We start from the raw sequence: 17,213 nt of genomic DNA on the forward strand, positions 1-17,213 counted from the left end.
ATGCGAGTCAAGCGAAGAAAGTTGAAAGTGTCAACAGTTAAAGAAATTTGGTTTTCTTTTGCCTACACTAGATTTATGGGACTTGAAGAAGCGAACTGCATAAAATTATCGAAAAAAAGAGATATTGGTTGTGACATCCGTCACATCCAGTATCCCTTTAAATACATTCGGTAATAATATAGTGAAGAATACAGGTTCTAAGAGAATTGTGGCGTGTCCTTTGCCCATCTCCTCTTATTCTCTGTAGACTAAACTTTATACTAGTATGTTTATCTTGGATTATATTTCTTCTTGGAAATAGATTTTATAAAACTTCCGATTTGTAGCTTCATCATAGCCAACTTCAATCAGCTCATTGACTTGTTCAATATCTCGTACATTCACTTGAATTTCAATATTGGAATCTAATTTAATTTTACGTTTATACGTTTTTTCTGCTTTTGCAATGGCACTTTCAGAAATGATCGTTTCATATGGTTTTACTGAATTGACAATTATATCTTTTTGAACTGAAGCTGTTTTTTCAAAGACTGTGTCAATATAATTATCTACCTGGAACTCTTCTTCATTTCTAAAGTATTCGAGTGTCTTATTCAAATAACCCAATTTCTCGGTATTCGTATAGTTTTCTTCCTTAATAATATACTTTTTACATTCTGTTAAAGCTAACTCTGTTTTGTGATAATGCTCATCTGCTACTTTAATCTTCAAAAAACGCTCTTGCCAGAATACGACATCTTCTTTCTTTTTTGTTTTCATAAAGACAGCTGGTACTACGTCTGGACCCATGTCCATGATGACCGCCATATTATTGATTTTTTTTACATTAATTCCGTCAATGCCATTCACAACCATTTTATTTTGCTCATTTTTCACATCTAAAAACATTTCTTTTTCATCAATTTTGACGATAGCTATTACTTTTTTCACTTCGTTATGCCATAGGCAATTATCAAATAACCCTATGAATAAATCTCCGTGTTTAATATTTGGATGCTGAGAAACACTTTTTAAATGAGTGGCAATATGGTTGGATTGCTCTAGGAAACTAGTATCCTGATCAAATATGGAGTTTACATACGTATATACTTCATTCAATCCTATGTCTGATTCGTGGAAAAACTCGAATTGTTGCTCCAAATCAATTTTGTTAAAAGCTAATTGAGTAAAAGCCGCTTCCAACATCGTTTCAGGTTGGGAGAGTGCTTCATCGCCTAGTACAAGCGTATCGCCGACGTGATGTACAACATATTTCGATAATTTACTTTCACTTACTTCTAGCACGGTGTTCACCTTCTAATCTTTAATTGTAGACAATTTACCATATCATACTTCGCATCAGATTTTCATGAATTAATTAAAAAAGTAATGTATGGATTCAATTTTTAATCAGAAAACAGAGTAATAGAGGTTATTTATTCGTGTGATTGTAAGAAAAAAGAATTATTTGAAAATAAAAATTATAGTAGTTGTTTCCAATAATTTTCTATGATATATTATCATCAATACTTATTAAAGTTCTTTAATAAGTATATTTAAGTAGGAGGTGGAGTTAGTGAATGCTACTCCAAAGTCTGTGAGGAAAGTAATTCTTTCGAGTATTAGGAAGTTGCTTTTAGAGTTTGAAAGTGCAACAAAAGCTGAACTCTGCGATAAATTAGACATTAGTTTCCCAACTATAAGTAAGTTTCTTGCTCAAATGGAGAAGAGTGGAGAGGTTATTTCAGTAGGTTTAGATGAATCTAGTGGAGGTAGACGAGCAAAAAGGTATAAGTACAATCCTGAGCATACGCTTGGACTTTCCATTTTTTTAGAGAGGCAAGAAACAAATTATGCGATCTTTAATTGTGTGGGAGAGGTGAAAGAGCGGGGGGTAATTCCAAGTGTATTAGTGGAAGGTGGCTTACAGCTATTAACTATGAGCATGGAAAAATTAATAGCAGTATACCCAAAAATTAGCTCTATCGCAATAGGAGTACCTGGTTCTGTTGATAATGGAAGGATTTTTCATATACCTGGATATGTGAACTTTCAAAATTTTGATATTAAAGGATTTTATGAAAATCATTTTTCGATACCTGTGGTTGTTGAGAACGATATGAATGCTGCCGTACTCGGATATCACCATTATAAGGGGGGGAAGAACAATCCCTCCCTTGTATATTTGTATATAGGTCAAAATGGTCCTGGTGCAGGTTTTTTGATAAATGGAGATGTGGTGCGTGGGAGTACATTTTTCGCTGGGGAGATTTCGTTCGTCCCTCAGTATGATGAGCAGAATTTATGGCAAGCGTTAGAAAACAATGGAACTGAATCTAAAGAAGCTCCTTTTTCTCAAGATTATCAGATTGATCCGATTAGCCGATTAGTAGCATCATTTACAGCTAGCATTAACCCACATACCATCATTTTTTTCAAAGATGAAGTGGATGAAGCGTTAGTAGAAAAAATTACTAGTGCAAGTTCTAATTATGTTCCACCAGAACATCTTCCTGAGCTAACTATAAGTGATTGGAAACAAGATTATTTATATGGACTACAAAGATTAGGGATAGAGCTTATGTTGAATGAAATAAAATAATTGGAAGTATATGAGGTGAAACATGGCAACATTTCTTTTAATAATAATCTATTTGGCTTTTATTAGTTTAGGTTTACCTGATTCATTATTAGGAGCAGCTTGGCCTGTGATGCAAGGGGACTTAGGGGCTCCACTTGAGACTGCTGGACTATTATTTATGACCATAGCATGTGGCACAATAATCTCTAGTCTTATTAGTGGAAGGATTCTCAAACGGTACGGGACTGGGAAAGTCACATTTGTCAGCGTATTAATGACCGCTGTTGCCTTGCTTGGATTTCATTTTGCTCCATCGATTGTTTGGTTAATGGTTTGTGCTGTTCCACTTGGATTAGGAGCTGGGGCTGTAGATACGGGGTTAAACGATTATGTAGCTGTAAATTACAAGGCGAGGCATATGAGTTGGTTACATTGTTTTTGGGGAGTCGGAGCTACTTTAGGTCCGATTATTATGGCTCAGTTTATATCAGGGGACAGTTCTAGTTCTTGGAGAAATGGATATTTTCTTATTGCAGCTATTCAGTTTGCATTAGTTATTATTCTTTTCTTCACTTTGCCTTTATGGAAAAAAGTAAAAGTAAAAAGAAATGATCGTTTACTAGAGGAAATTGACGAGCTAAAAGCTGTAATTAATGAAAAAGAGACTAATACAAAGCCACTTCAAACTAAAGGAGTAAAATGGGCTCTGACTACATTCTTTTTTTATTGTGGAGTTGAAGCAACTGTGGGTCTTTGGGGAAGTAGTTTCTTGGTAAATATTAAAGGAATAAGTGTAGCAACAGCTGCCGGTTGGATCTCTTTTTATTACGCAGGGATAACTGTTGGCAGATTAATAACAGGTTTTATCACTTATAAAGTTACCAACCGTTCGCTCATTAGGTGGGGGCAGTTAATAGCATTGAGTGGTGCCATAATATTAGTATTACCGTTACCGTCCGCTTTCTCATTTGTCGGATTTATAATTGTCGGATTAGGATTAGCGCCGATATTTCCATGTATGTTGCATGAAACACCAACACGTTTTGGGAAAAAGCATTCTCAGACGATTATGGGCTATCAAATGGCGTTTGCTTATACGGGCACAACATTCATGCCACCACTTCTTGGTTTCATGGCTTCTCAGATGACTATTGGGATTTTCCCGATTGTTATTGTCATTTTTGCTGTAGCAATGCTATTAAGCTCAGAAAAACTTAATATAATACTAGGGAGGAAGAATGCATACTAAAGGAATGATCAAAATTCAAATTTCATTATTTATTGCTTGTAGAAAATGAAATATATATACTTCATTTTCTTTTTTTGTTATTCACCAGTAAATAAAAGGTTTTTTAGCTTAAAAGGTTGAATAAGTGTTGTATATAATAATTTTGGAACTTATGAATTTAGTAATGAGTGTAGTAAGTTAATCATTCATTAAAGAAAAGGTGATTTTATGATTATATGGATAAACGGGGCATTTGGTTCAGGGAAAACGCAGACTTCATATGAATTACATCGTAGGATTCCTAATTCTGTTGTCTTTGATCCAGAAAAAACGGGCTTTTTTATTAACAAAAATATTCCAACTGAGCTTAGTAAACCGGATTTCCAAGATCACAGTGTCTGGAGAGAACTAAATTATACTACGTTAAAATACATAGCGAGTGAATACAATGGGGTAATTATTGTACCAATGACTATTGTAAATCCACAATACTTTGAAGAAATAATAACAAAGCTAAGAAAGGATGGTGTCGTAGTAAATCATTTTGTCCTTTGGGCATCCAAGGAAACGCTGATAAAGAGACTGAGAAGTAGAGGAGAGAGCAAACACTCTTGGGGTGCTTTGCAAATAGAAAGGTGTATAGAAGGCTTATCCAATGATATATTTAAACATCGTATTGAAACCGAACACATGTCCATTGAAAGAATAGCTGAGACCATTGCATCTATGTTAGACATCCGTTTACTAAATGACAACAGAAGTAAACTGAGCAAAAGGTGGGACAGAATCAAAATTCAAATAAAACAGTTATAGAACTAATTTTATTCAAAAAAAAAGAGACCTACTAGTTAGGGTCAATTTGTAAAAATATTATTCTCTATATATTCTACTACCGTATCTACATTATCGGAAGTTTCTGTCTTGTGATTGTTGATATTGGTAACTTGAAATAGACTTTCTGATAAACTTACTGTAAATAAGGCTTCATTGTTATGGTCATTGATTGTAATGGAGATTTTAGAATCTTGAAATTGTTGTAATGATAACAACATGTTTTTTAAATGTTGAGATGACATTTCCTCGAACTCCTCTCTAAGGAGTGACAACCTCGGAAGTCACTAATCCAATTGTGTACTGCTTGATTATACCATAGTTTCTGGAAATTCCAATCATTACGACTATTCTGTTCTTTTTTTATCCTATTTTTTATAAAAGTTATTTAGAAACTCCAGGATACGTATTAATACGGTCTATATTTCCAAATTAAATTAGGCTTTTTAGGATTGTTTAAAGATACTAATTCCTTTTTAAACGTATTTACGCAAGTATATGGAGGGAAATTGATCGGAACGTGATTTTAAGAATTTTCCGTTTATCCATATGTATCTTGTTTGAAAGTAAAAATTTCGTCACTGGAAAGTGAATGTGGTACAATTTTTTTAGAACAAAAGGACTGTGAGTTGAGGAATGATGGAAAATCATAAATATGCAGTTGTCGATATTGAAACAACAGGCCACTCATCGACGAATGGTGACCGTATTATTCAGCTTGCAATTGTATTTATTGAAAATAACAAATTGGTAAACACATATACGACTTTTATAAACCCAGAAAAGCCAATTCCTCTATTTATCCAGGATCTGACTAATATAGCGGAAAGTGATGTTGAAAAAGCACCATTATTTGAGGATATTGGAGCAAAAGTATTGGGTATGCTGCAGGATCACATTTTTGTCGCTCACAATATTCACTTTGACTTACCATTCCTTCAGAAGGAACTAAAGAGAGTAGGTCTTCCAAACCTAGTATGCAAAACAATGGATACGGTAGAATTCACAAAGCTAATGTTTCCGAACCTTTATAGCTATAAGCTTCAGGATATAGCAAATGAGTTAGAAATCAATTTAGAATCTGCTCATAGAGCTGATGACGATGCTCTGGCAACTGCTTATTTGCTGATAAAATGTATCGATCAATTAATGAAGCTACCGCTAAAAACTATCGAATTATTACATAAACGTTCCTTTCAGTTAAAATCTAATTTATCTATATTATTTTTTGATGTACTTGTTGAAAAAAGAAAACAGGTAGTGTCAGAAGGTTTTCTACTTTACCGAGGGATTCCGATAAAGGAAATTTCTGATGAACAACATGAAGAAACCGATTCATTGTCATTTCCTGAAACAAGGGACAAGAAAATTGAATTATTTAGTAAAAGTATCCCCAGCTTTGAAGAACGTGAGGGACAATTTGAATTGATGGATCAAATTCAAGCATCCTTAACAAATGAATTAGAAATAGTTTGTGAGGCCGAAACGGGAATTGGTAAAACACTAGGCTATCTATTACCTGCTGTCCTCTATTCATTCCAAAAGAAAAGACCTGTAATTATAAGTACATATACAACTCATTTGATCGATCAATTGGTGAGTGAAGAAATACCAAAGATCAACGCAATTTTAGAAACTAATGTGAAGGTAGCAACATTAAAAGGAATGCATCATTATATTGATCTGTATAGCTTTTGGCAGCAGGTTCAACTGGAAGATGAGTCATATGATGAAACCTTTACGATTATGCAAATTTTAGTATGGCTTACTTTAACCGAGGATGGCGATTTAACTGAGCTTAATGCCTCGGGTGGCGGCCAATTATTTGTCGATAAAATCAGAAGAGGAAGCTTGTCTAACAAAAAAGAAGTAGGAGCAAATGATTTTTATGAAAGAGCTCTTCGTAAAAGTGAAGACTGCCATATTTTAGTTACAAATCATGCAATGGTAATGACCGATCAAGAAAGAGAACAACCAATATTAACAGCTGGTTGTGCAATGATTGTCGATGAGGCCCATCAAATGATTCACGCTAGTATGTCTCGCGGTGAGCGTATTTTCTCTTATACCAATTGGAAATATGTTTTAGGACAATTTGGGACACTTGATACCGAGCAATTGTTGCAGAAATTGGAGCTTTTGCATGTTCCATTATCTATTCAAATTCAATTAGAAAAGCAATATGTAGAAACCATTGAGAAATTTGATAAGGCTGTTTCCTATGTAATTGATGCCTTTCTTCAGAAAAGTAAAAGGAACGGGAAGAGCACTAAAAAGACAGTAGAATTAGATGACCTGGAGTTAGACCAAACTATTTTCCGCTCCGTTGCAAATTCGATTCAGGTTTTCATCTTTTCTACCAAATCTATGATTGACTCATACAGTAAACATGTGGAAGACGAGAAAATACAATCATTTATCAATGAATGGCAATATTGGATTAGAGAGTTAGTCATTAAAGTCAGTGAATGGGATGAAATTTTCTTACAGAACAGAGTGACAGAGGCAAGATGGTTAGAAGTTGATACTCGGAGTATTCCTGGTAGCCTTACTGTTATAAAAAGACCACTAAATTATAGAGAAGATATTAGAAAAGCCTTAATGGCGCATCGAGAAGTGGGAGCGGTTATTTGGACGTCTGGAACAATTACGGTACCTTCTAATAGGCATTTCATCACGACCCAACTCGGGTTGGGTACAGAAATACCTATCTATCAGTATAAAGCCGCTAGCGATTATTATAGTGGAGCGGAACTGCTAATTGTGGAAAATATGCCCGACATTAAACAGGTATCGCAAAGTGATTATATTGAAGCGGTTGCGGAAGCAGTGGTCCAAACTGTTCTTGTATCAGAAGGTAGATGCTTTGTTTTGTTTACCTCCCAAGATATGCTTCGTAAAACTGTGGAATTAATACAAGATACTCATTTGTTGGATGATTATATGCTTTTTGCACAAGGCATGACATCTGGAAGTAGGATGAGATTATTAAAGTCATTCCAGCGGTTCTCCAAATCAGTTCTTTTTGGGACGAATAGCTTTTGGGAGGGAGTGGATGTTCCTGGTGATGCCTTATCGGTTATCATTATGGTTCGGTTACCATTCTCTTCTCCAGACGATCCATTATTCAAAAAAAGAGCAGAATTGTTAACGAAAAATGGGCAGAATCCATTTTCTGCTTATTCTTTACCAGAAGCGGTGTTGCGTTTTAGACAAGGTTTCGGTCGTCTGATTCGATCATCTTCAGATAAAGGCGTTTTCATCGTCTTGGACAGACGTATAGAGACTAAGTCATATGGAAGAGACTTTTTACAGGCTATTCCTAATATTCCTGTTAAGAAAGTATCGCTAGAAAATATGGTCTTAGAGCTAGAAAATTGGTATACTGATGAAGGATGATTTTAGAAAGCGGGTTGGAATATGGAAAACAAAATAGAAACGCTATCAACTGTTATAGTTGACTACCAATCAGACTTATATAAAATAGTCGATGTATTGAATCGTACGCTTAAAGAGAAAGACTTAATGTTTGGGCTTGCTCTTGATAAGCAAGATGAAAATAAAGCGGTTTTCACCATTTATAGGACGTAACAGATGGGACTTAAAAAGTGGTTATTATTTATGGTTATTTTTGCATTAAGTTTAACGATTGTTATTAGCTTATTAATTTACTTTCAAGCCAAAGGTCCATTTTCTGAAGCAACGGATAAAGCAGAATCGTATGTTTTGGAGAACAATTTGCTAGCTCAGGTGGATAAAACTTACGTATATAACAATACTTCCACTTTTTACACCGTAATTGGTTCGACAGCTAAAGGGGAAAAAAAAGCATACTTTTTACCTCATGGGAAATCGGACGAAAAAATTATGGAAGTGAATCTGGAAGAAGGAATATCAGAGCAACGAGCAGTAGACTTGGTGATGAAAGATGTTAAAGATGGTAAGCTTTTACATGCTAAACTCGGTGTAGAAGATATAGGGCCGGTGTGGGAAATAACCTATGTAAATGCAGAAGACAACCTCAATTATGTATATTTGTTATTTGATAATGGAGAATGGTGGAAGCGAATTTCGAACTTATAGTCAAAAATTTTGGAGGGTATAATGAAAAAAATCATGATTAAAGATATGGCCAACCATGTTGGAGAAACAGTAAAAATGGGCGCTTGGCTTGCTAATAAGCGCTCAAGTGGTAAAATTGCCTTTTTACAATTACGCGATGGTTCTGGTTTTGTACAAGGTGTAGTAGTAAAAGAAGATGTTGGGGAAGAAATCTTCCAAACTGCAAAGGGTTTATCGCAAGAAACTTCTATGTATGTAATAGGTGAAGTGATTAAAGATGAACGTTCTTCTTTTGGATATGAACTTCAAGTAAAAGAAATAGAAGTAATTCATGCAGCAGTCGATTTCCCTATAACTCCTAAGGAGCATGGTACGGAATTTCTAATGGACAACCGTCATTTATGGTTACGTTCTAGAAAGCAACATGCCATTATGAAAATTCGTAACGAAATAATTCGTGCTACATATGAATTCTTTAATGAAAATGGTTTTGTTAAAATGGATCCACCTATTTTAACAGGTTCATCGCCAGAAGGTACTTCTGAATTATTCCATACTAAATATTTTGATGAAGATGCATATCTTTCACAATCAGGACAATTATATATGGAAGCAGCGGCTATGGCATTAGGAAAAGTATTTTCTTTCGGACCAACATTCCGTGCAGAGAAATCTAAAACTCGTCGCCACTTAATCGAATTCTGGATGATTGAACCAGAAATGGCTTTTGTTGAATTTGAAGAAAGCTTAGAAGTGCAAGAACAGTATGTTTCATTTATTGCGCAGGCAGTATTGAAAAACTGTACACTTGAATTAGAGCGTCTTGGTCGTGATACGTCTAAATTAGAAAATATTCAAGCACCATTCCCACGTATTTCATATGATGATGCTATTAAGTTTTTACAAGAAAAAGGCTTTGATGATATTAAGTGGGGAGATGATTTTGGATCACCTCATGAAACAGCAATCGCAGAAAGCTTTGACAAACCAGTATTTATTACTCACTATCCAATAGGCATTAAACCATTTTACATGCAGCCACATCCAGAACGTGATGATGTAGTTTTATGTGCTGATTTAATCGCTCCTGAAGGGTACGGAGAAGTAATTGGTGGTTCTGAGCGTATTCATGATTATGAATTGATGAAACAGCGTATTAAAGAGCATAACCTAGATGAATCCGCTTATGCTTGGTACTTAGATTTGAGTAAACAAGGGGCTGTACCACATTCTGGATTTGGTTTAGGATTAGAGCGCACAGTAGCATGGTTTAGTGGGTCAGAGCATATCCGTGAATCTATTCCGTTCCCACGTTTGTTAAATCGTTTATACCCATAAAAAGTAAATAGAAATTATATAGAGAGAAAGGAGTACGAGCATGCAAAAGCGAGATCGACTCCGTATCTGGACTGAGCAGGGAAATGTAACTATTTCCCAGCTTTTTTTTAGTCACTATAAAGCGATCAATATTAGAGATGAGGAAGCTATTCTTTTATTGCATTTAATCGCTTATGGAGAAGCAGGAAATCATTTTCCTACCCCACAGAACTTAGTGGAACGTACTTATTTTAGTGAAGATAAAGTAGTGACTATTTTGCAACGCCTTATGCAGAAGGGGTTAATACAAATAGAAAAGCATCTAGATCAAAATGGGATACATTATGAATACTATTCCTTTCATCTATTATGGGAGCTATTAGTAGATTATATGGAACAGCTACAAAACGACGATAAAGACCTTCACAGTAAAGAGGAGGAAGGGGATATATATAAATTATTCGAACAAGAATTTGGTCGATTATTATCTCCTATGGAATGTGAAACAATTGGTATGTGGTTTGACCAAGACAAACATTCTGTATCGCTGATTCGATTGGCATTAAAAGAAGCAGTACTTTCTCAAAAACTTAGTCTACGTTATATAGATCGAATTTTATTTGATTGGAAGAAGAAAAATATTAAAACGGTGGAAGCTGCTGAAAATCAGTCCGCACAATTTAGACAGCATATGCCAGTTCAAAATCCAACGGAACAGCCATCGTCTAGTGTGAAGGTTCCATTTTACAACTGGTTAGAAGAAAGAGAGTAGGTGTAAACTTTGCTTACAAAGGTACAATGGCTCTACTGCTTAGATGAAATGGAGCAAATGTTCCCGGATGCACATTGTGAGTTAGTTCATGAGAATCCATTTGAATTATTAGTTGCCACTCTATTATCCGCACAATGTACAGATGTGTTAGTCAATAAAGTAACAAAAAACTTGTTTCAAAAGTATAAAAAACCGGAGGATTATTTAGCTGTATCCATTGAGGAATTACAGACAGATATTCGTTCGATTGGTTTATTTCGAAATAAGGCTAAAAATATACAAGCACTGAGTAGGCAGCTAATAGAATTGTATAACGGAGAAGTGCCCCCTGACCGTGATTTACTCACTACGTTTCCAGGAGTAGGTCGGAAAACGGCTAATGTAGTAGTTTCGGTTGCATTCGACATTCCGGCGATTGCGGTAGACACACATGTGGAAAGAGTTTCAAAGCGATTAGGTCTTTGCAGATGGAAAGATTCTGTGCTACAGGTGGAAGAAACGTTAATGAAAAAAACACCAATTGATTTATGGTCAAAAACGCATCACCAGCTAATTTTCTTTGGTCGCTATCATTGTAAAGCGCAAAACCCAAATTGCCCAGAATGCCCTTTACTCTCGGTTTGTAGAGAAGGGAAGAAGAGGATGAATAAGATTGTCCCACAATAATCAACGTTATTTCGATGAATGGGAAATAATGAGGGAAGAACTACTTCAGTTAATCCGAAATAAAGATCCGAAAAAAAGTGAGCTAATGCGAAAGGGTATTCATCAGCTAATGTATATACTTGATGAGACAGAAGAAGCAACACCTCTTAACTATATGGAACGCACTACATTCATCAAGTCCAATATAGATAAACATGTTGCTTTTGTTCAACTCGATGAGCTTTTTAAAGAAACAAAGAAAAAATTAGCGCGTATACGTGCACAATCCAAAAGCGAGTGAATCCAAGAGATTCATTCGCTTTTTTAGTTTTTAGTAGAATTAGCTTAAGGGAGTATGACAACATCCTTCATGAAATAATGGAGAGCATCAAAAATGTGTCTATTTTAATAACATAAACCAACGGGAAGGGAAAAGGCATAGTAAACATCTTTACTTTTATAATATAATAATTTAATATAGTTAAAGCAAAGTACTTTAATTGAAGTACTTTAATCGAAGTTTAGTTGAAGAAGGGAAATAAAGAATGAAATTCAAACAATTTTTAAACTTACAAGGCTTTAAAGCATCTATTTTTATGGGCATATTTTATGCTATAGCTATGCTATTAATTTTTCTATTAGGCTATTCAGCATTACCCGGTAATATGGATGAACTAAAAGTTGCGATTATTAATGATGATGCTGGTGAATCCGGTTCACAAATAGCGGAACAGTTGACCGAATCTTTACCATTTAAGATAGATACAGAGTTAACAAATGAAAAAGCTTTAGATAAATTAGGAGATAACAAGTATGCATTAGTTATCCATATTCCTGAAACATTTACAGAAAATGCTCAAAAAGGTGAATCAGCTCAAATTGATTTCACTGTAAACGAAGCATCAGCTACAATGGTTTCATCAGCAATGAACTCAGTTGTAACAGAAATTAACAACCAGTTAAGTACAAGCTTCTCCACACAAACGGCTCAAGGTGTATTATTAAATATGAATGTACCTGAAGAGCAAGCGACTGCAATAGCAGAGCAAATCGAAACGGCTTATGTAGGAAACTATGTCATCATGAATGATGTGCCAGATGGTATGCACAACAGCATGTTACCTATGTTCTTAACGATGGCTTGTTATGTAGGAGCAATGATTGCGGCAATGCAACTAGTCGGTGCCTTTAAACTTAGCCGTGGTAAAGCGTCTAAAGTAAAACTATTCACTTATGTACAAGGTTCAGCATTGATCATAGCAGTTGTTTCAACGATCTTTGCATTAATAGTGGCGTTTTCAATTGCAGATTTGGATACAAGTATTATATTCAAACTTGCAGGTCAACAAATCTTGTTATATATGGCGGCATTTAATGTATGTGCAATCTTCACATTCCTAATTGGTGAAGCAGGTATGATTATTAATATCCCTGTATTATTATCACAAACGATTGCGAACGGTGCGACAATGCCTCGTGAAATGATGTATGGTTTCTTTAACTTCGTTAGTCATATTTCACCTATGTACTATTCCGTACAATCGTATTATGCGGTTATGTTCGGTTCTACAGAACAATCTCCATTCTTATGGGGCTTAGTAGCTGTAGCAGTCGGAGCAATGATAATCAATATGATCATCGTGAGATTCGTTCACAAAGACGTACCATTGGATGTAATAGCAAGCGCAAATACAAGCGTCCCAGTAAATGCTCAGCCAATAGTAAATAATTAATAATAAAGCTTCAATCATGTTACATGGTTGAAGCTTTATTACTTCTAATGTAAATTAAGTATGGAGGTGTATTATGTCAATCCAAATTTATATTTTAAGTAAGTTAATGGCAGAGGATAATTATCCTTATAAATTAAAAAAAGAATTATCAGATCCTATTCCATTTGATAAAATAGGTGATTTAACAGAAAGCAAACTATACTATCATTTTGAATCTCTTTCCAAGCAGGGACTAATCCAGCAGGTAGAAGTCATCAAGGAAGAAAATCGACCAGATAAACAGGTTTATACCATAACTGAAAAGGGTCGTGAAGACCTGCCTAAAAAAATATATGAACTATTTGAAAAAGCAAATAAGCTAGCAGAAGTGATCGTTGGATTAATGTTTTTACGTTATGTAGAGAAATCCCACATCATTCTTATTTTGGAGAGAAAGCTAGAAAGCTTGCACTCGAAGCAGTTACAATTAAAAGATATCTATAGTCACATTCACGTAGAGGATACTGTGCAGGAAATGGTGGACTTTGCGGATGCATATTTCTCGGATACGATCGCAAATGAAATTATTTGGCTCGAGAAGTTAATTGTCAAATTGAGAAATAGGGATATAAATGAATCTTGAGATAGTATGTGGAGAGCATTGCACTTAAATAGCCTAAATCTAACATAAATAAAGAAGCAGATCTTGACTAATGTCAAGATCTGCTTCTTTATTATTAAGGGGTTGTTCCGGTATCATCAATTTCTCCGGTTTCTCCAGTACCTCCAGTACCTCCAGTACCTTCAGTTGGAGGGACAGTCGATCCATCATCAGGCTTCTCTGTTCCTGCGCCAGGACCAGGACTTGCACCACCTGCACCAGGATCTGTCCCTGGATTTGACCCATTACCGTTGTTGCCATTGCCGTTATTGTTTCCATTTCCATTATTACCATTATTACCGTTGTTGCCATTATTACCATTATTATTTTCATTACCATTATTCGAGCCGTCTGGATTTTTTGGCTCTTCTTCAATTGGCTCAATTTCATCTAATTCTTCTTCAACTTCAGCATCTAACGTTAATTGTACGGAAACACTTTCACTTCGGATACCGTCTGAGACTGCGGTAACGCTGAACATATATGTGCTTCCTGGAATTAGACTTTGTATGATTAAACCTTTTTGTTTAGTCGTTTCAATTAATTCATTGGCTCCGTTATCTACCTTAACGGCAACTTCAAATTGAACTTCCGATTCTAAATCTTCTTGCTCAAAATCCCAAGATAATGTGGCAGTAGAAGCTAGTTCATCATAATCCACAGAAAGATTGGATGGTGAATTCAATTCTAGTTGTTCATATTCCTCAGAAACTGCGGTTGGCTCTGTGCCTTTTACAAATAGTTCCGTCAGTTTTAGTTCGTCAGGTGTATATTCACTTGCTAGTTTAAGAGGGCTTGAGCCTTTTTCAATTGTGGCTTCTACGACAGAACTTGGTTTCTTAAATTTCTCATTAGCTGTGTCTGTAGAAATGTTAGCCATAACTTCATGGAAAATATTTTGAGGAAGATTACGTTCCTCATTCGTTGTCATTGGTGTTTTCATCTCTGGATATCCAGACCAAATAGCAATTGAGTAGTCTGTTGTGTATCCAGCGAACCAAACGTCAGGAAAGGCGCTACTTGGTAGGTCCCATTTATTCATATCATCTTTACTATAGTTTGATGTTCCTGTTTTACCAGCAATGTCTAACCCGCTGACATCTGCTCGCTTACCGGTACCTTTTGTCAATACATCACGTAATACATCGGTAACCATATAAGCGGTAGAATCTTTCATAACTTCTTTAGATTTTGGTTTATAATTTTTTTCTGTTTTGCCATCACGATATACGATTTTATTAATCGAATATGGCTCTGTATGGACTCCGCTATTTCCAAAAGCTGCATAAGCTCCGGCTAATTGAATAGGGGACATTGCCTTAGAAGTACCGCCGATTGCACTACTTTCTGTTATATTCCCAAGATCAATTCCAAATCGGTCTATAAATTCTGCGGCATTCTTTGTACCAACTTCTTGCAGTGTTTTAACAGCAGGAACATTTCGAGAATTATATAACGCTTCTCTAAATGTCATCTTACCTTTGTATTTACCATCGAAGTTTCGTACTACTTGCTCAGTTCCCGTATAGGTAATTTTTTCATCGGTAATTGTTTGTCCTGTTGACCAGCCTAGGTATTCTATAGCTGGACCATAATCAATCAGTGGTTTAATCGTCGAGCCAAGTGAACGTGTGGTCATGTCCTGAGCAAAGTTAAAGCCTCTGTCAGCTCCATAATTTCTACCACCACCAACAGCTGCAATAGCACCTGTTTTCGTATCGATTACTGATACGGCTGACTGGATATCTTCAGTAGGGAACATATCAGAGTTTAATGTTTTCTCTACTTGTTGTTGAGCATTTGGTTGTAATGTCGTGTAGATGGTAATCCCTTCAGAGATAGCACCCCCATCTCCATTTGCTTCTAATTCATTTAAAACGATATCTATGAAAGCATCATATTTAGAATCCTGTTTAGCAACTCGTTGATCTTCGGGTAGTAGTGCCTCTTCAATAGGGACAGCTTGAGCTGCTTTCATTTCTTCCTCTGTAATTTTGCCGTGTAGATTCATCAAATGTAATACAACATTTCTTCGATCTTTTGTAAGTTCTGGGTTTTTAAACGGGTTAAACGCATTTGGACGTTGTGACATACCTGCAAGAACTGCGAATTGATCTAAAGTAAGGTCTTTTAAGTCTTTACCATAGAAATGTTGAGCTGCTGTCCCATAACCGTAAATTCTTCCAGACATTAGTACTTTATTAAAGTACATTTCAAAAATTTCTTCTTTTTGATATTTTCTCTCAAGCTTTATGGAAAGATAAGCTTCTTGTGCTTTTCTTTTTAAAGTTTTTTCATTTGTAAGAAACGAGTTTTTTATGACCTGTTGTGTAATCGTACTTGCTCCTTGATCACCAAAACCATTTGTGAGGTTAGCGAGTACGGCTTTCCCTAAACGTAATACATCGACACCGAAATGATCGTAAAAACGAGCATCTTCTGTAGCGATAATCGCATCTTCCATTTGTTGTGGAATATCGTCATAAGCGACATATTCCCTGCTCTCCGCCCCAACTGTTGCGAAAAGATCACCGTTAGCGTCTAACAATTTTGGGCTTATTGGATCTTTTAATGAAGTTTCATCGAGCTCAGGGGCACTGCTAGCATAGAAGGCGAATAATGACCCTCCACCTATAAGTCCGACGACACCAATAATGACAATGGTTAATAAAATTCTTTTTACCCACATTTTAGCTGGTGTTTTAGATTGTTTCTTTTTTTGTACTTGTTTTCTTCGTTGTTCACGAGTCATTTTTTGCTCACTCATAAACGTCTCCTCACTTTCACTTTATACGTTCAAGTCATTAACTATTTTTATATAATCAATTCTTGGTGCATATCTTGGAGTAATTTCTATTGCATGTGATTCCATTTCAGATATGGCAATAGACTTCCTTCCTCCTGTTAGCATTCTATCCCAAAACAATGATAATTGTTCAAATGGCAAACAAAAATAACGATCTAATGCAGAAAAACGGACGAGCAAAAAGGTAATCCCTTGTTGTTTAGACACCTTTCGCATATGTTCTACCTGATGAAGATGAATATTTTTTAAGGGAAACGCTGTTCTATTTTCCGTTTCTTTTGCTTCAAAGTCAATATATCTCCCTTTATATACTCCATTAAAATCGGTTGTAGAAGGAGTACGGTAGTAAGCTTCTTTAATAACAGCACTACTCCTTGAGGGATAATCTACTTTGACGACTTGAATAGGTATCGGCTTTTTATGAACAACAGCTATATCCTGCGCAATATAATATTCATTTGCATCACTAATTTCGTCCTCTAACGTCTTACCCCTATTGCTGAATGAGTAATCCTTTTTCTTTTCTTTTGTTGCTTGGATCACGGGGACATACGCTTTTCCATTTGGATAATGAATAGCCAAAATAATCACCTCTTTATGCTATTAGTTTATCACAAGT

Annotated in this window: 16 protein-coding genes; 12 read left to right on the top strand and 4 right to left on the bottom strand. The window is 35.6% G+C overall.

Annotated elements, in window-relative coordinates:
* Positions 1–279: 279 nt before the first annotated feature.
* Positions 280–1,284 (bottom strand): hypothetical protein, encoded by a 1,005-nt coding sequence (locus tag MHI47_RS08025; protein ID WP_340830377.1) that lies wholly within the window; start codon positions 1,282–1,284, stop codon positions 280–282.
* Between the two features lie 262 nt (positions 1,285–1,546).
* Here MHI47_RS08025 and MHI47_RS08030 point away from each other — a divergent pair, with 262 nt between their 5' ends.
* The 3 genes from MHI47_RS08030 to MHI47_RS08040 all read left to right on the top strand — a co-directional run bounded on the left by MHI47_RS08030 (position 1,547) and on the right by MHI47_RS08040 (position 4,601).
* Positions 1,547–2,581: an ROK family protein gene (locus tag MHI47_RS08030; RefSeq protein WP_445678293.1), complete on the top strand. Its 1,035-nt coding sequence runs from the start codon at positions 1,547–1,549 to the stop codon at positions 2,579–2,581.
* 22 nt (positions 2,582–2,603) lie between these two features.
* Positions 2,604–3,809 (top strand): MFS transporter, encoded by a 1,206-nt coding sequence (locus tag MHI47_RS08035; protein WP_340830381.1) that lies wholly within the window; start codon positions 2,604–2,606, stop codon positions 3,807–3,809.
* A gap of 207 nt (positions 3,810–4,016) precedes the next feature.
* Positions 4,017–4,601: an AAA family ATPase gene (locus MHI47_RS08040; protein ID WP_340830382.1), complete on the top strand. Its 585-nt coding sequence runs from the start codon at positions 4,017–4,019 to the stop codon at positions 4,599–4,601.
* Between the two features lie 41 nt (positions 4,602–4,642).
* Here the strand turns inward: MHI47_RS08040 and MHI47_RS08045 are convergent, their stop codons facing one another.
* On the bottom strand, positions 4,643–4,864 hold the full coding sequence (locus tag MHI47_RS08045; RefSeq protein WP_093534631.1) for a hypothetical protein: 222 nt from the start codon (positions 4,862–4,864) through the stop codon (positions 4,643–4,645).
* A gap of 391 nt (positions 4,865–5,255) precedes the next feature.
* Here MHI47_RS08045 and dinG point away from each other — a divergent pair, with 391 nt between their 5' ends.
* The 9 genes from dinG to MHI47_RS08090 all read left to right on the top strand — a co-directional run bounded on the left by dinG (position 5,256) and on the right by MHI47_RS08090 (position 13,770).
* On the top strand, positions 5,256–8,018 hold the full coding sequence (dinG, locus tag MHI47_RS08050) for an ATP-dependent DNA helicase DinG (protein ID WP_340830383.1): 2,763 nt from the start codon (positions 5,256–5,258) through the stop codon (positions 8,016–8,018).
* Positions 8,019–8,039: 21 nt separating this feature from the next.
* Positions 8,040–8,210, top strand: coding sequence for a YpmA family protein (locus tag MHI47_RS08055; protein WP_093534627.1), 171 nt, complete (start codon positions 8,040–8,042; stop codon positions 8,208–8,210).
* Between the two features lie 3 nt (positions 8,211–8,213).
* The gene (locus MHI47_RS08060) at positions 8,214–8,702 is read left to right on the top strand and encodes a cell wall elongation regulator TseB-like domain-containing protein (RefSeq protein ID WP_340830384.1); all 489 of its coding nucleotides are present in this window, start codon (positions 8,214–8,216) and stop codon (positions 8,700–8,702) included.
* A 21-nt stretch (positions 8,703–8,723) separates the two neighbouring features.
* Entirely contained in the window at positions 8,724–10,019 is a 1,296-nt protein-coding gene (asnS, locus tag MHI47_RS08065) for an asparagine--tRNA ligase (RefSeq protein ID WP_093534623.1), read from the top strand.
* Between the two features lie 40 nt (positions 10,020–10,059).
* The gene (locus MHI47_RS08070) at positions 10,060–10,770 is read left to right on the top strand and encodes a DnaD domain-containing protein (RefSeq protein WP_340762124.1); all 711 of its coding nucleotides are present in this window, start codon (positions 10,060–10,062) and stop codon (positions 10,768–10,770) included.
* Between the two features lie 9 nt (positions 10,771–10,779).
* Complete coding sequence (gene nth, locus MHI47_RS08075; protein WP_340762125.1) at positions 10,780–11,436, top strand: endonuclease III; 657 nt, start codon at positions 10,780–10,782, stop codon at positions 11,434–11,436.
* Entirely contained in the window at positions 11,423–11,716 is a 294-nt protein-coding gene (locus tag MHI47_RS08080) for a YpoC family protein (RefSeq protein WP_340769013.1), read from the top strand. Before nth ends, MHI47_RS08080 begins: the two co-directional genes overlap by 14 nt.
* Before the next feature lie 244 nt (positions 11,717–11,960).
* Positions 11,961–13,148, top strand: a complete 1,188-nt coding sequence (locus tag MHI47_RS08085; protein WP_340769014.1) for a YhgE/Pip domain-containing protein — start codon at positions 11,961–11,963, stop codon at positions 13,146–13,148.
* Between the two features lie 73 nt (positions 13,149–13,221).
* A complete protein-coding gene (locus MHI47_RS08090) occupies positions 13,222–13,770 on the top strand; it encodes a PadR family transcriptional regulator (protein WP_340762128.1) in 549 nt (182 codons plus the stop codon).
* Positions 13,771–13,864: 94 nt separating this feature from the next.
* Here the strand turns inward: MHI47_RS08090 and MHI47_RS08095 are convergent, their stop codons facing one another.
* Entirely contained in the window at positions 13,865–16,555 is a 2,691-nt protein-coding gene (locus tag MHI47_RS08095) for a PBP1A family penicillin-binding protein (protein ID WP_340830386.1), read from the bottom strand.
* Positions 16,556–16,576: 21 nt separating this feature from the next.
* The gene (recU, locus tag MHI47_RS08100; protein WP_340769016.1) at positions 16,577–17,176 is read right to left on the bottom strand and encodes a Holliday junction resolvase RecU; all 600 of its coding nucleotides are present in this window, start codon (positions 17,174–17,176) and stop codon (positions 16,577–16,579) included.
* Positions 17,177–17,213 lie beyond the last annotated feature (37 nt).

This window comes from Psychrobacillus sp. FSL H8-0487 (assembly GCF_038008385.1).
GTDB lineage: Bacteria > Bacillota > Bacilli > Bacillales_A > Planococcaceae > Psychrobacillus > Psychrobacillus psychrotolerans.

Coding starts and splice junctions, on each gene's coding strand:
- MHI47_RS08085 (WP_340769014.1), top strand. CDS start 11,961: ATGAAATTCAAACAATTTTTAAACTTACAAGGCTTTAAAGCATCTATT.
- MHI47_RS08045 (WP_093534631.1), bottom strand. CDS start 4,864: ATGTCATCTCAACATTTAAAAAACATGTTGTTATCATTACAACAATTT.
- MHI47_RS08095 (WP_340830386.1), bottom strand. CDS start 16,555: ATGAGTGAGCAAAAAATGACTCGTGAACAACGAAGAAAACAAGTACAA.
- MHI47_RS08035 (WP_340830381.1), top strand. CDS start 2,604: ATGGCAACATTTCTTTTAATAATAATCTATTTGGCTTTTATTAGTTTA.
- MHI47_RS08090 (WP_340762128.1), top strand. CDS start 13,222: ATGTCAATCCAAATTTATATTTTAAGTAAGTTAATGGCAGAGGATAAT.
- MHI47_RS08060 (WP_340830384.1), top strand. CDS start 8,214: ATGGGACTTAAAAAGTGGTTATTATTTATGGTTATTTTTGCATTAAGT.
- MHI47_RS08070 (WP_340762124.1), top strand. CDS start 10,060: ATGCAAAAGCGAGATCGACTCCGTATCTGGACTGAGCAGGGAAATGTA.
- asnS (WP_093534623.1), top strand. CDS start 8,724: ATGAAAAAAATCATGATTAAAGATATGGCCAACCATGTTGGAGAAACA.
- MHI47_RS08055 (WP_093534627.1), top strand. CDS start 8,040: ATGGAAAACAAAATAGAAACGCTATCAACTGTTATAGTTGACTACCAA.
- dinG (WP_340830383.1), top strand. CDS start 5,256: ATGATGGAAAATCATAAATATGCAGTTGTCGATATTGAAACAACAGGC.
- MHI47_RS08040 (WP_340830382.1), top strand. CDS start 4,017: ATGATTATATGGATAAACGGGGCATTTGGTTCAGGGAAAACGCAGACT.